Below are 12,691 nucleotides of genomic sequence, written 5' to 3' on the forward strand. Positions count from 1 at the left end.
GTTTGCCGCTATGTGCACTGATATATCTGCATTTTCAGTTTTTGCGCACCTTCGTAAGGAGCGGCTGCCATGACCTCACCCGATATCAATCCCGATGCAGCAACGGAAGTGGCAATCCGTCAGGAGCTGACGCTTGTGGCACTCGGCAAACGTTCTGCGGATGTGGCGCTGAGGGTTGGCAGACTGCTGGATGTCGCAACGCGAACATGGGCGCTGGATCAGGAAATCATCATCAAAGGTCGCCGCATTGCCTATGTGGGTCCAGCGGGAAGCTATTCAGGCGAGGTTGCGCGGCGGATCCACGAGCCGGACCTTTCGGCCATTCCAGGCCTCGGCGAAGTGCACAAGCACATCGAAAGCTCGCATCTCACACCGGAATATGAAGCCGCTCTGGTTCTCCCGCGCGGCAATACCTGGACATGCGAGGCGAGCCACGAATTCTCAAACGTCAACGGCGCAAGGACGCTCGAATTCTGGCTGAAAGCCCGTGAAGCAGGATCGCCACTGAAGATCTTCCCCCTGCCCGGCTCTGCCGTTCCGCCAACGGGCTATGAACATGGCGGCGGCTATCTTGGCTATGACGAGCAGAAAGCCTTCATGAGACAGAGCCTGATGGTGGCAGGTCTCGATGAAGTCATGGATTGGCCCGCCGTCTGGAACCGGGAAAACCCTTCCTATGAGCGCCTTTGGGGCATGATCCGCGCCACTTTCGAACAGCGCGGCGTGGTTGAAGGGCATGCAGCGGGTATTCGCGACCTCCCCACGATCAATGCTTTTGCCGCCGCGGGCCTTGCATCGGACCACGAAGCCTGGACCTTCGAGGAGCTCTGGGACAAGCTGACCCACGGTCTGTTCATGGAGCTTCGCCCGCACAGTCTGCCGGACGTCATTCGCGGCCTGCTTGACAGGGGGCTGCAGGATTGGTCCCAGATTGCCTTCACCACAGATGATCGCAGCGCATCCGATACGCTGAAAATGGGGGCGACCGATTATAATGTGCGGCTTGCCATTGAGTCCGGACTTGCACCGGAAATCGCCATTCAATGCGCGACGATCAATCCTGCGCGGCACATGCGCCTTACGCCATGGGTTGGATCCATCGCGCCCGGTCGCTACGCCGATATCGTTCTCTTGTCGGATGTTCAGCGCTTCGACATCGCCAAGGTCTGGGCGGATGGCCAGCAGGTTTCGGAGGGAAAGCGTTACCTACTGGATGTCCCGAAGATCGATTGGCCGGAATGGGCTACAAAGACCATTAATATTGGCCGCGCTTTGACAGCCGAAGACTTCGCCATTCATGCCGAGGCCGGTCGAAGCACCATGCAGGCTGCGGTGCTACGACCCTTTCACTGGGATGACCATTTCCTGACCTACGAACTGCCGGTCGAAGACGGCAAGGTTCAGCGCGATGAGAGCCGTAACATCACCAAATTTTCTGTCATCGATCGCTTCTCTGGCAAAGGGGCAGTGTCAAGAATGTTCTGGGTGGGCTGCGGACCCAGAACCCCGGATACCGCGCTCGCCTGCTCCATGGCACATGACAAACACAATATCTGGTGTGTGGGTTCTTCCGATGCGGCGATGGCGAAAGCTGTCAATGCGATAGCCCGGAATGATGGTGGTTGGGCGCTTGTACGCGAAGGCGATGTGGTTGCAACGGTTCGCTACGAGGTTGCAGGCCTGATGACATGCCGGCCGCCGGAATTGCTGCATGAGGAAATGCAGGCGCTCTACGCCGAAGGGGAAAAGATCGACTGGATGTACGAGCCGACGTTCAGCCCGCGCTGGTTCCCCGGCTTTCCGGAACGCCTCGCCTTTGCGACACTCACTTGCGCGCCCTGGCGCTGGGTGCTTGTGGCACCCAGCGAGTATGCACCGCAAGGCCTGGTCAACGTGCAGACCGGCGAAGTTCAGCCAGTCGTGTTCTGATCAGGCTGCTTCTGCCGGAAGAATGCAGCACTGCTCAGCAACAGGCGTGAGCACGGCTTGTGCGCCCGGCTCCAGTGGCTCAGCCAGCGATCCATTGGCCAGATAGGTGCCGGAGGCTGTGGTGCATTGATACTGGTAAGCGCGCCCCAGATACGTGCGGATGCCAAGCGTCAACGGCATGCCCTCACCTTCCCTTGCGACCGCCAGTCCATCTGGCCGCGCGGCCAGAATGAAACGATCAGGGATTTCTCCCAGCCTTTCCTGTGAAAGCCGAAGCTGTGCGCCATCCACCGTTTCAGCAATGACATTCTCGCCCTCACGGGAAACGGTCCTCATGGCGATGAGGTTTTCAAACCCGACGAAGCGCGCGACAAAGCTGTTTGCAGGCCGCTGATACAGGACTTCCGGCGTGTCCAGCTGCATGATCCGCCCGGCATTCATGATGGCCACGCGATCGGAAATAGAGAACGCTTCTTCCTGATCGTGTGTCACGTAGAGGGATGTGGTGCCATTCGCTCGCTGGAGACGGCGGATTTCCACCCGCATATCCACACGCAGCTTGGCATCGAGGTTGGACAGAGGTTCATCAAACATCAGAAGCGGCGGCTCGATCACAAGAGCACGCGCCAGGGCAACGCGTTGCTTCTGCCCGCCGGATAGCGCTGCAGGCATGCGATCGGCAAACGAGGAGAGGCCGACCAGGTCCAGCATGGCATCCGCGCGGCGTTGACGATCCGCGATGGAGATGCCGCGCTGCTTGAGGCCAAAGGCAACATTATCTCGCACGCTGAGGTGTGGAAACAAGGCATAGTTCTGGAACACGAGCCCGATATCGCGCTGGTGAGCCGGAAGCCGTGTCAGATCCCGCTCTCCCAGACGGATTGATCCGCCGCTTGGTTGGAGGAAGCCAGCCACCAACCGCAGCGTCGTGGTCTTGCCGCAACCGCTTGAGCCAAGCAGCGAAACGAGTTCGCCAGCCTGAACCGAAAGCGACAAATCTTTCAACACCTGGGTGGAGCCATAGTGGGCGGATACGTTTTCGAGTGTCAGAGATACGGTCACGAGCGGTTCACTTTGTCAGGAATGTAAGGCCGAGCGTGGCTTCAACGATAGCCATCACACCAACGGTCAGGATCATGAGGAGGACGGAGACGGAGGCGATTGTCGGGTCGAAGAACTGTTCCATATGTGCGAGGATCTGGATCGGCAGTGTCGAAACGCCCGGACCGGTGAGGAACAGCGAGATGGAAACATCATTGATCGACGTGATGAAAGCGAGAATGAAGGCGGCGACCACGCCAGCACCAATATTGGGCAGAACAACCGTCAGGAAGGTCTTCCAGGGCGGGCAGCCGAGGCTGATGGCTGCTTCCTCGATGGAAAAATCAAAGGAGGCAAGGCTCGCCCCCACGACACGCACGGCGTAGGGCAGCACCAGCAGAGTATGCCCCAGAAGAAGCGTGGTAAAGATTGGCAAGTCCAAACCGATGGTCACGGACTTCATCAGCGAAAAGCCAAGAACGATTTCCGGCACCAGAATAGGCAGAACAAAGACGTTGGAAAGCCATGAAGGAAGCCGAATGCGGAACCGGTTCAAGGCATAGGCCGCAGGAATGCCAATCAGGAGCGCAAGAAGAGTGCCTCCAAACGCGATCTGCAGGCTTGTCAAAGCAGTGGTGCGAAAAGCCGTGACGTCAAAGATGTTGGTGAACCAGCGGAAGGTAAAGCCTTGAGGCGGAAACGTCAGATAGCTCGTATCGCTGACGGCCGCGCCGAGAATGATGAAAAGCGGCGCGATGAGGATGACAAAAATGATGCTGGCAACGGCAATCAGTGCGGGGTGAAGTTTCGTCTGCATCTTGCTCAGGCCGCCATTGGGTTCATGCGGCGCGCAATCCGCGTCATCAGCACCACGATTGCAATGGTAACCACCACCATGATCGCCGCGATTGTCGATGCGCCGGTCCAGTCAAAGGTGACCATGGCGCGCTGGTAAAGGAAGGTGCCCATCATCATTTGCCGCTCGCCGCCCAGAAGCTGAGGCGTGGCATAGGATGTGAAACTGCCGGTAAACACCAGCACGGCGCCAATGATGATGCCGGGCATGGCCAGAGGCAGAATTACCTGCCCGAACACAGCCAATGGTGTGGCACCCAGAGAAGACGCCGCCTCCAGAACATCCTTGGGAATGCCTTCCAAAACGCCCGCCAAAGTCAGGATCATCAGCGGCACAAAGAGATAGACCATGGCAGCTATCACCGCGCCTTGCGTGTACAGCATGGAAAGCGGTTCAGTAATGAGCCCAAGCTTCAGGAGAACGGTATTGAGGATCCCATTCTTCCCGAGCAGAATGAGCCAGGCAAAAGATCGCACGACGACCCCCGTCAATAAAGGGAAGACGGCGGCAATGATCATGATGCTTTTAAGGCGCCCCGGCATATGCGCCACCACATAGGCCGCGATGAAGCCCAGTATGACGGAAATGACTGTGGTGATCAGCGATACTTCAATCGTACGGTAAAGGACATTACGCCGGAAGCCGCTGTTGAAGAAGGAAAGGTAGGGCGCAAGCCAGCCCTTCGAATCCGTGAAAGTGGCAAGCAGCGTGGTGCCAACGGGAAAAATCAGGAAAAGCAGGACCAGAAGCGTGGCAGGCGCCACCAGTAACCAAGGGCTTAAACGTTTAATCATGCCGATCTGAGGCTTTTCTTTCCGGGGACAATGGACACGCGGATGGGGCGCAGGAAGAAGGTTGTACGGATATGAGCGCTCTGCTTAGCAAATGAACAATGCCGGATAAAGAGGCATTGTTCAAGGCCATCGCCCGGCAAATAGCGGAGCGATGGCCTTTCTCACAACTTACTGGCTGAAAATCTCATTCCAGCGATCGATCCAGTCGGTCTTCGCTTCGTTGAGCTTCTCGTAATCCAGACGGTTCAGCTTGGCGATCATATCAGCGCCATAGGTCCACATTTTCGCTTGCTCCGGCGTCAACTGAACCTTGCTGTTCACCGGGGCGTCGACGCCCTGCTCTGCTTGGATCTGCTGAACGTCCTTGGAGAGGACGAAGTTGATGAACTGGTGGGCCAGTTCAACATTTTCCGAGCCCTTTGGAATGTTGACCGTGTTGAGCGTGGCGATGTCTCCATCGGAGAGGCTGGCCCAGGTCATTGTCGGAACGGCGCTCTTGAGCGAAGCCAGCGTGAAATCCTGCGCAATGGCAACCTTTGCCTCGCCGGTGGAAATGAGGTTCACCATTTCAGAGCCGGTATTGTAGTTTTTCGCCACGTTTGGCTTCAGCGCTTCCACGGCTTCAAACGTCTTGTCTGCATCTTCAAAGGCATCCGCACCGGCATGCTTACCAGCCTGCATCACAACCATCGGACCAGCCGTGGTGGTGATTCCAGGAAGCGTGATGGCGCTTTTCAGATCCTCGCGCCACAAATCATTCCACGACGTGATGTCCGGCTTCACCTTCGCACTGTCATAAACGATGCCCACCCGACCAATCGTATAGGCAGGTCCGTAACCACCCTGGGGATCTTTGGCGATATCGTAAAGCGCGGCCAGATTGGGAAGCTTGGAAGCATCCACTTTCTGGAACAGCCCCTGCGCAATTCCGAGCTGCGAGAAACTGTCCGTCAGGTAGATGACATCAACGCCCTTGCCATCACGAAGCTTGAGCTTGTTCAGGCGATCGGCATTATTGCCGGTCTCGAACACAATTTCGCAACCGCAGATCTTTTTGAATGGCTCGATGACATTGGCATTCAGCTTGTCACCATTGTAACCCCACCAGGAAATGGTGAGCGTCTTTGCCTGCGCCGATGTGTTCAACGCACCTGCCAAGACCAAGCCGAACGCCATTGCAGAGGCGCGCAGGCGGTTACGATAAGTCATTTCGTCGTTCCTTCTCTGGGGATTTTTTGTGCGAGCACAGCCCGCAGACGAATGATAGTGACACTTTTCACCTCATTTCAAGCCGTCGATGCAGTGCAGCATAAGCAATTCAAGAAATTCCCAGAGCAGCCTCACCTCAAAGGCGAGACGCACCATGATTTAATCGCGATGGTTTAAATCCCTCTCTGTTATGTGAACAGGTTTAGAGAACCACGGTAGAGCATGTAAATTGCCACGACAAAAACGAGGGCGGCGAAAAGCGTATTTAGTACGCCCTTACGTGCGGAGAGATGCTTTGCACTCAAAGACCCGACGAAGCCGCCGAACGCACCACCCGCAACGAAGAGAAGGCCCAGAGGCCAATCCACGAACCCCGAAAATGCATAGTTCACAGTGGTCGTAAGGCCGAAGGCCGTGACGGCGACGAGTGAGGAGCCGATGGCGAACAGGATCGGCATTCCCGTGGAAGCGACCAGACCGGGCACGATAAGGAAGCCGCCACCAATACCGAAAAAGCCGGAAAACAGGCCGGTCACGCCACCGAACCCCACGACCTTGCTGACATTCTCACGCGAGCATTGCGCACCGGGATTACCTTCCATTCCGCGCTTGCGAAACATGAGGCTGGCGACGAGCAGCATGAGCAAAGCAAACAGCATCAAGAGCTTCTGCCCATCCACCATCTTGCCGAAAGACGATCCGAAATAGGCCCCGATGATGCCGGCAACGCTGTATATGCCAGCGCAGCGCCATTTAACGTGCCCCGCGCGCGCATGACCCACAAGATTGGTCAGCGCACTTGCAGAGACAGCGAAGGCGCTCGTGCCGATGGCAATGTGCGCGTTCGGTACGCCGACGAAATACACCATCAACGGCACGGCCAATATGGAGCCACCGCCGCCGAACATGCCCAGCGTGAAGCCGACAAGTCCACCCGAAAAGGCTCCCAGCAGATATTGCAACGGCTCCAGATGCATCATGATGACGCCCTGACGCGGGCCTGAGCGGCAGATCCACGACGTTCGAACAGAACATGATGGACGAACATCCCGGCAAGCATGGCAGCGACGAAAATGGCGATTTCCCAGCGGCCAAAGATCAAGCCAGCAATGGCGGGACCGGGACAAAGCCCCACAAGCCCCCAACCCAAGCCAAACAAGGCCGATCCGCCCGCCAGCTTGGCATCGATGACGCGACTTGCCGGAACATGGAACTGCTTGTCAAAGAGCGGCGCCTGCCGCTTTGCCGTGATGCGATAAGCAATTGCTGAGGGAATAAGAGCGCCCCCCATGACGAAGGCCAAGGCTGGGTTCCAGTTGCCGGTGATATCCAGAAAGGCAAGAACGACCGCCGGATTGCTCATCCCCGACAGGACAAGGCCTGCCCCGAAAAGTGCGCCTGCCAGGAGCGCGGCCATGAGTCGAGTGTTCATACCACGCCTCCAAGAAGATGTTGAACCACGAAGACCGTCAGCATTGCCGTCAGCATGAAGATCGCCGTGGCAACCAAAGAACGGGGAGACAGGCGTGCGAGGCCGCAGACGCCGTGACCACTTGTGCATCCCGATCCGAGGCGCGTGCCGAAACCGACGATAAGCCCACTGACGATCAGTATGGGAAGCGAGGATGTAACCACCACCTCAGGCCAGCCGAGAAGAAGCGAAAGGACAAAGGCGCCAGCCAGGATTCCTCCCAGAAAGCTCCAGGCCAGACTGCGGCTGGAGGCATTTCCCAGATAGGACGCGGAGGCAACAAGGCCAGAAATGCCGGCAATGCGCCCATTCAGCAGCAGATAAAGTCCAGCCGATGTGCCAATAAGCAGACCACCCGCAAAAGGCAAAAGGAAAGATGACATTGACATAAGCTGTTCTCGTCAGATCACGTTGATCGGTATTTTCAGGTATTGCACACCGTTATCTTCAGCAGGAGGCAACTTGCCGCCGCGCATGTTGACCTGGACGGATGGCAGGATCAGCTTGGGCATATCGAGCTTGGCGTCCCGCGCGTTGCGCATGGCAACGAACTCATCTTCGGACACACCGTCATGAACATGAATGTTTCCGGCTCGCTGTGCTGCGATTGTGGTCTCCCATGCATAGTCGTCACGACCCGGCGCCTTGTAATCGTGGCAAAGGAATAGCCTGGCCTCACCCGGCAGCTGCATCAGACGCTGGATGGAGCGAAACAACATACGGGCATCGCCACCCGGAAAATCGCACCGCGCCGTGCCGTAATCCGGCATGAACAATGTATCGCCTGGGAAAACCGCATCGCCGATTACATAAGCCAGGCATGCTGGCGTGTGCCCGGGTACATGCAAGACTGTGGCCTGCAGCGAGCCGATGGCAAAACGATCGCCGTCTTGAAAAAGATGATCAAACTGGCTGCCATCCCGCTCAAACTCGGTTCCGGCGTTGAAAATCTTGCCAAATACCTGCTGGACCCGAATGATATCCCTGCCGATGGCCAACTGCCCGCCGAGCTCCATCTGCAGAAGGGGCGCTGCCGAAAGATGGTCGGCATGGGCATGGGTCTCCAGCAGCCATTGCACTTCCAGGTTTTCGCTTTTCACGTAATCAATCAGCGCCCGCGCTGATTCATTCGTCGTTCTGCCTGCTGCCGGATCATAATCAAGGACACTGTCAATAATGGCGCAGGCTTGCGAATCCGGATCGCGAACGACGTGACTGATCGTAAACGTCGCCGGATCGAAGAATGACTTCACGATTGGTCGGGGCTGCGCGCCAGCAAGGGCGCTCTCGATGATTTCTGCTGCATGTGAAACTGCTGGGTCTGACATATCGACACCCTCCGTTCATAACAACATATACATACTTACTGTAAATATGCAATAGTGGTGCGCCCGACGGAATCGGGCTATGCCTTAGACGCCGACCTTCAAGGGAGAGAATACCGTGGCTGACGGAATACCAGCGCCCGCGCTTTGCTTGCATGATCCAGCGCCAGCCTTCACCGCCCGCTCCACGCAAGGGCCGATTTCGCTCTCGTCCTATCGCGGAAAATGGGTTTTGCTGTTTTCGCATCCGGCGGACTTCACGTCCGTTTGCACCAGCGAATTCCTCGCATTTGCAAGGGCAGAGCAGGAATTCGCGCGGTTGGATTGCGCCTTGCTTGGCCTCTCTGTCGATAGTCTTTATGCGCATCTCGCATGGCTGAAAGACATTGAAGAAAAGTTTGGCATCAAGATTGGATTCCCCCTGATCGAAGATTCCTCGATGGTCATTGCACGCGCCTACGGCATGCTGGATGCCAATGCCGGAGGCAGCGGAACGGTGCGCGGCAGTTTCGTTATCGATCCGGTCGGGGTTATCCGCGCGATCGTCTGGTATCCCATGAATGTGGGCCGATCCGTCGCGGAGCTGCTGCGCCTTGTCGAGGCGCTCCAGACCGCTGAGCGAGAGCAGGCTTTAACGCCGGAAGGCTGGAAGCCGGGCGAAGCGCTGATGGAGCCCGCTGCAACACGCTTTGACCAGGCTGGCCCGTTGAAGACAGGCGAAACCTGGTACTATCGGGAGCGACAAAAATGACGCCTCCATCTCTGCCACTTGAGCAAATGTTGGAGAAATCGGCCGAAGCTGCCGAGTTTCTCCGACTTTTTTCAACACAAAGCCGGTTGATGCTGCTGTGCTTCATTTCGCAGAAAGAGCGATCTGTGGGCGAGATACAGGAGGAACTGGCATTCAAGCAGCCAGCCCTCTCCCAGCAGTTAGCGGAATTGCGGCAGGCTGGCGTTGTGCGAACCCGCCGTGAGTCGCGCCAGATTTTCTACTCCATTGCGGATGAACGGGTAGACGCCGTGCTTCAGACATTGCTGAAGCTATTCTGCCCTCCCCCCACTTCCCATTCGAAGCAGGGAGAAGCAAAAGCGGCATCAAGCCCAGCACCTCACCCACTCGGTGAAATGGCGCAATGGGCCATTATCGATGCATCAGAGCAGAACTCATCCTGACCGGATCAGGCCGCCTGATGCAGTCTGCGTGTAAACAGCGCGCCGCGGGTCCACTGAGAGAAGGCCTTGGCCGCAGCCAATACCGCCAGATCAATGACAGGTTCGATCAGCACGACGCTCATGTAGGCTATGCCGAAGCTTGAGATCTCGGCGAAGTTCTCCACGGTGAAGCCGTGGCCATAAAGTGCCCAGAAGGCGACCCAGACTACGATGCCGCCCTGATAGCTGGCCGAGAGAAGAAAAGCCTGGGCGTATTTCACATCCACATAGGCAGTTTTGGCCGGAATGATCCGCCGCGCAAGAAGCGCGATGCCCCACAGCGGGACCAGAAGCGTTGTTACATTCATGCCGTATTGCGGCAAATCGAAAGGTGCGAAGAAAAGGCCCTGAATCAGCAATCCTGCAGCAAGGCCGATAGAGGCCGCCCCTGCGCCAAACATCAGAAACAGTGTCGATCCAAGAATGAGATGCACCTCGGAAACGCCGACCGGATGATGGGGAAGGATCTCGAAGAAACTGAACACAAGGCCGGTTGTCAGCACGCTCCGGCAGATAAAAGGCAGCACGCCCCCTTCTTCCCGCAGGCTCACATGGACCAGTTTTGCCGCAAGGCCGAAAGCAGCCGCGGCTGTGGCATAGCTCAATAGGATTTTGGCGCCATCGACGACGCCGGGTTCGATATGCATGTTGACCTCCCCGCGCCCACCGCGCGGCTGGATGATGAAAGTGAGCCGAAGCCCGTGAACGATGGCAGGTCTCCTGACTTGCGGCAGCGCTCAGCTCGCCTTCCCAGCCTCAAAGAAGAATTTGGCCAGTGGCATTAAGAACCGAACTTCCGCTTACAGTTGCGGGGGCAGTTGTGGAATCGACCGTATATCAGTCTCACCACATTCCCTTTTCATCCGACGGGAATACCCGGCGGAACCATCGCCCCCAAGCTAAGCGGGAAAGACAGGCAAAGGCAATTCGGCTTTTGGTGGAGTCACAACAAAAGCGCGCAGTGCATGGAAAGAGGGCCGTTCTCCCATCGGCCTATGTTACCCAGCCAAGGCGCTCGGCCAGCGTGTAGAGAACGAATATCCCGCAGATCAGCAAACCGCAGAACACGGCAAAAGAGCCCAAATCCTTCGCGTGACGCCCGGTCAGGGAATATTCGGGCGAGACCCGGTCCACCAGCTCCTCCACCGCCGTGTTCAAGGCTTCCAGCGCCAGAACGAAGAGGAAAAGGCAAGTCAGGATCACGATCTTCAGAGCCCCCGCGCCAATGGCAAGAAACAGCGCGAGAGCGCCTGCAAATGCCAAAAGCTCATGGCGAAAGGCCGCCTCCCGCCAAAGCCGCCGGAAGCCCCCATAAGAATAGCGTTGAGCCGCCAGGAGATGGCGGATGCCATCGACTTTCTCCGGTGGAAGATCAGGACCGTGCATTCTTTTCGACTCACAGCTCGAATGGATCTCGAGTGAGGGGGTGGGTAGCGCGGTGCTCCAACTGACGATGCCGAGACAATCTTCACCAGTATTCGCGTACGCATCCTGACCCAGCAAGCGCACAAAGGAAAGTGCCCTCTCTTACGCATGGTTCTGCGCGCAGGATCTGAAACAAACCCGAAAAAGGCGGGTTGAGCAACTGGCGAGATTTGAACCGCCTGCCTTGCCTTTACGTGGACCGGGTTGTGGCAACTTCTTCGCCAAGGCTAGAGACAGATCCTTCGATCTCTCCTCGCATCTCGGCGTGCCATTGCCACAAGATCGCTCGATCAACGGTTCTGCCTTACGTACAACGGTGGGTGTGCCGCACAGCCTCAACCTTCCCGATAATAATAGCTGTAGCCATTGATGGCTGGCGCACCACCAAGGTGGGCATAGAGCACCTTTGATCCGGCGGGGAAAAAGCCTCTGCGAACCAGGTCGATCATGCCCTGCATGGATTTCCCCTCATAGACGGGGTCGGTGATCATTGCCTCGGTGCGAGCCGCAAGACGAATAGCCTCATTCGTCTCGTCCGACGGAACACCATAGGCCGGATAGGCGTAATCGGGGTTGATGACGATTTCATCCTCACGCACCTTGCGGCCAAGCTCTACCAGTTTGGAGGTCTTATCGACAATTGAACGAACCTGCGCCCTCGTCTGCTCTGGCGTTCCGGATGCATCGATACCGATGACACGATCGGCCCGGTTCTGCGCCGCAAAGCCAACGATCATGCCTGCCTGGGTAGAGCCAGTGACAACGCAAACGATAATGTAGTCAAACGTATAGCCGAGCGCCTTCTCCTGCTCCGCGACCTCCTCGGCGAAGCCGATATAGCCGAGCGCCCCGTATTTATGCACGGATGCGCCAGCGGGGATGGGATAGGGTTTGCCACCAGCATCTTTGACCGATTGGATGGCATCTTCCCAGCTTTTGCGAATACCGATGTCGAACCCGTCATCCACAAGACGCGAATCCGCCCCCATCAGCCGGGTCATCAGAATATTGCCGACGCGGTCATAAACAGCATCGTAATGTGGTACCCATTTTTCCTGAATAACAACGCATTTCATACCGATCTTTGCCGCTGTCGCAGCCACCATGCGGGTGTGGTTCGATTGAACGCCCCCAATGGAAACAAGTGTGTCCGCCCCCGAGGCCAGTGCATCAGGCACAATGTATTCAAGCTTGCGCAGCTTGTTTCCACCCATGGCAAGGCCGGAATTGCAATCATCCCGTTTTGCGAAGATCTGCACCTTATCGCCCAGAGCCTGGCTGAGCCGAGGCAGATGTTCGATGGGAGTTGGGCCAAAGGTCAGCGGATAGCGTTCGAATTTCGCGAGAAGGGACATGACGGCCTCCGAGGTTGTGCGTGATGAATTCACTCGCAAAAGCTAGCCGAATAGTCTTGAAAGGTGCTCTCAAA

Annotated in this window: 14 protein-coding genes and 1 riboswitch; of the genes, 3 read left to right on the forward strand and 11 right to left on the reverse strand. The window is 57.0% G+C overall.

Annotated elements, in window-relative coordinates; all coding sequences use genetic code 11:
• Positions 1-69 precede the first annotated feature (69 nt).
• The gene (locus ACFSE1_RS05810; RefSeq protein WP_377397742.1) at positions 70-1,929 is read left to right on the forward strand and encodes an adenine deaminase; all 1,860 of its coding nucleotides are present in this window, start codon (positions 70-72) and stop codon (positions 1,927-1,929) included.
• Here the strand turns inward: ACFSE1_RS05810 and ACFSE1_RS05815 are convergent, their stop codons facing one another.
• From ACFSE1_RS05815 to ACFSE1_RS05850, 8 genes are all read right to left on the reverse strand, one after another.
• Positions 1,930-2,991, reverse strand: coding sequence for an ABC transporter ATP-binding protein (locus ACFSE1_RS05815; protein WP_377397745.1), 1,062 nt, complete (start codon positions 2,989-2,991; stop codon positions 1,930-1,932). It lies immediately after the preceding gene.
• 7 nt (positions 2,992-2,998) lie between these two features.
• The gene (locus tag ACFSE1_RS05820) at positions 2,999-3,787 is read right to left on the reverse strand and encodes an ABC transporter permease (RefSeq protein ID WP_377397748.1); all 789 of its coding nucleotides are present in this window, start codon (positions 3,785-3,787) and stop codon (positions 2,999-3,001) included.
• A gap of 5 nt (positions 3,788-3,792) precedes the next feature.
• Positions 3,793-4,620, reverse strand: a complete 828-nt coding sequence (locus ACFSE1_RS05825; RefSeq protein WP_377397751.1) for an ABC transporter permease — start codon at positions 4,618-4,620, stop codon at positions 3,793-3,795.
• Between the two features lie 168 nt (positions 4,621-4,788).
• Positions 4,789-5,796 carry an ABC transporter substrate-binding protein gene (locus tag ACFSE1_RS05830; protein WP_377397881.1) on the reverse strand — a complete coding sequence of 336 codons (1,008 nt, stop codon included), beginning with the start codon at positions 5,794-5,796 and terminating at the stop codon, positions 4,789-4,791.
• Between the two features lie 221 nt (positions 5,797-6,017).
• Positions 6,018-6,806, reverse strand: coding sequence for a sulfite exporter TauE/SafE family protein (locus tag ACFSE1_RS05835; RefSeq protein ID WP_377397884.1), 789 nt, complete (start codon positions 6,804-6,806; stop codon positions 6,018-6,020).
• Positions 6,806-7,261, reverse strand: a complete 456-nt coding sequence (locus ACFSE1_RS05840) for a DUF6691 family protein (RefSeq protein ID WP_377397754.1) — start codon at positions 7,259-7,261, stop codon at positions 6,806-6,808. Before ACFSE1_RS05840 ends, ACFSE1_RS05835 begins: the two co-directional genes overlap by 1 nt.
• Complete coding sequence (locus ACFSE1_RS05845) at positions 7,258-7,689, reverse strand: YeeE/YedE family protein (protein WP_377397757.1); 432 nt, start codon at positions 7,687-7,689, stop codon at positions 7,258-7,260. The genes ACFSE1_RS05840 and ACFSE1_RS05845 overlap by 4 nt, the downstream gene beginning before the upstream one ends.
• A gap of 12 nt (positions 7,690-7,701) precedes the next feature.
• Entirely contained in the window at positions 7,702-8,628 is a 927-nt protein-coding gene (locus ACFSE1_RS05850; RefSeq protein WP_377397760.1) for an MBL fold metallo-hydrolase, read from the reverse strand.
• Between the two features lie 115 nt (positions 8,629-8,743).
• Here ACFSE1_RS05850 and ACFSE1_RS05855 point away from each other — a divergent pair, with 115 nt between their 5' ends.
• Positions 8,744-9,376 (forward strand): peroxiredoxin, encoded by a 633-nt coding sequence (locus tag ACFSE1_RS05855; RefSeq protein WP_377397763.1) that lies wholly within the window; start codon positions 8,744-8,746, stop codon positions 9,374-9,376.
• A complete protein-coding gene (locus tag ACFSE1_RS05860) occupies positions 9,373-9,798 on the forward strand; it encodes an ArsR/SmtB family transcription factor (protein ID WP_377397766.1) in 426 nt (141 codons plus the stop codon). Before ACFSE1_RS05855 ends, ACFSE1_RS05860 begins: the two co-directional genes overlap by 4 nt.
• 5 nt (positions 9,799-9,803) lie before the next feature.
• Here ACFSE1_RS05860 and ACFSE1_RS05865 read toward each other — a convergent pair whose 3' ends face one another.
• The 3 genes from ACFSE1_RS05865 to ACFSE1_RS05875 form a co-directional block, all read right to left on the reverse strand.
• Positions 9,804-10,484, reverse strand: a complete 681-nt coding sequence (locus ACFSE1_RS05865) for an energy-coupling factor ABC transporter permease (RefSeq protein ID WP_377397769.1) — start codon at positions 10,482-10,484, stop codon at positions 9,804-9,806.
• 46 nt (positions 10,485-10,530) lie between these two features.
• A riboswitch (cobalamin riboswitch) is annotated at positions 10,531-10,742 on the reverse strand.
• An 88-nt stretch (positions 10,743-10,830) separates the two neighbouring features.
• Positions 10,831-11,223, reverse strand: coding sequence for a diacylglycerol kinase (locus tag ACFSE1_RS05870; RefSeq protein WP_377397772.1), 393 nt, complete (start codon positions 11,221-11,223; stop codon positions 10,831-10,833).
• A 374-nt stretch (positions 11,224-11,597) separates the two neighbouring features.
• Positions 11,598-12,617: a 1-aminocyclopropane-1-carboxylate deaminase gene (locus ACFSE1_RS05875; protein ID WP_377397775.1), complete on the reverse strand. Its 1,020-nt coding sequence runs from the start codon at positions 12,615-12,617 to the stop codon at positions 11,598-11,600.
• Positions 12,618-12,691: the final 74 nt, after the last annotated feature.

It is taken from the genome of Affinirhizobium helianthi, from assembly GCF_042680945.1.
Lineage (GTDB): Bacteria > Pseudomonadota > Alphaproteobacteria > Rhizobiales > Rhizobiaceae > Neorhizobium > Neorhizobium helianthi.

Excerpts from the sequence above, each read along its gene's own strand:
- ACFSE1_RS05825 (WP_377397751.1), bottom strand. The coding sequence starts at position 4,620 with ATGATTAAACGTTTAAGCCCTTGGTTACTGGTGGCGCCTGCCACGCTT.
- ACFSE1_RS05820 (WP_377397748.1), bottom strand. The coding sequence starts at position 3,787 with ATGCAGACGAAACTTCACCCCGCACTGATTGCCGTTGCCAGCATCATT.
- ACFSE1_RS05860 (WP_377397766.1), top strand. The coding sequence starts at position 9,373 with ATGACGCCTCCATCTCTGCCACTTGAGCAAATGTTGGAGAAATCGGCC.
- ACFSE1_RS05850 (WP_377397760.1), bottom strand. The coding sequence starts at position 8,628 with ATGTCAGACCCAGCAGTTTCACATGCAGCAGAAATCATCGAGAGCGCC.
- ACFSE1_RS05840 (WP_377397754.1), bottom strand. The coding sequence starts at position 7,261 with ATGAACACTCGACTCATGGCCGCGCTCCTGGCAGGCGCACTTTTCGGG.
- ACFSE1_RS05845 (WP_377397757.1), bottom strand. The coding sequence starts at position 7,689 with ATGTCAATGTCATCTTTCCTTTTGCCTTTTGCGGGTGGTCTGCTTATT.
- ACFSE1_RS05835 (WP_377397884.1), bottom strand. The coding sequence starts at position 6,806 with ATGCATCTGGAGCCGTTGCAATATCTGCTGGGAGCCTTTTCGGGTGGA.
- ACFSE1_RS05870 (WP_377397772.1), bottom strand. The coding sequence starts at position 11,223 with ATGCACGGTCCTGATCTTCCACCGGAGAAAGTCGATGGCATCCGCCAT.
- ACFSE1_RS05830 (WP_377397881.1), bottom strand. The coding sequence starts at position 5,796 with ATGGCGTTCGGCTTGGTCTTGGCAGGTGCGTTGAACACATCGGCGCAG.
- ACFSE1_RS05875 (WP_377397775.1), bottom strand. The coding sequence starts at position 12,617 with ATGTCCCTTCTCGCGAAATTCGAACGCTATCCGCTGACCTTTGGCCCA.
- ACFSE1_RS05865 (WP_377397769.1), bottom strand. The coding sequence starts at position 10,484 with ATGCATATCGAACCCGGCGTCGTCGATGGCGCCAAAATCCTATTGAGC.
- ACFSE1_RS05810 (WP_377397742.1), top strand. The coding sequence starts at position 70 with ATGACCTCACCCGATATCAATCCCGATGCAGCAACGGAAGTGGCAATC.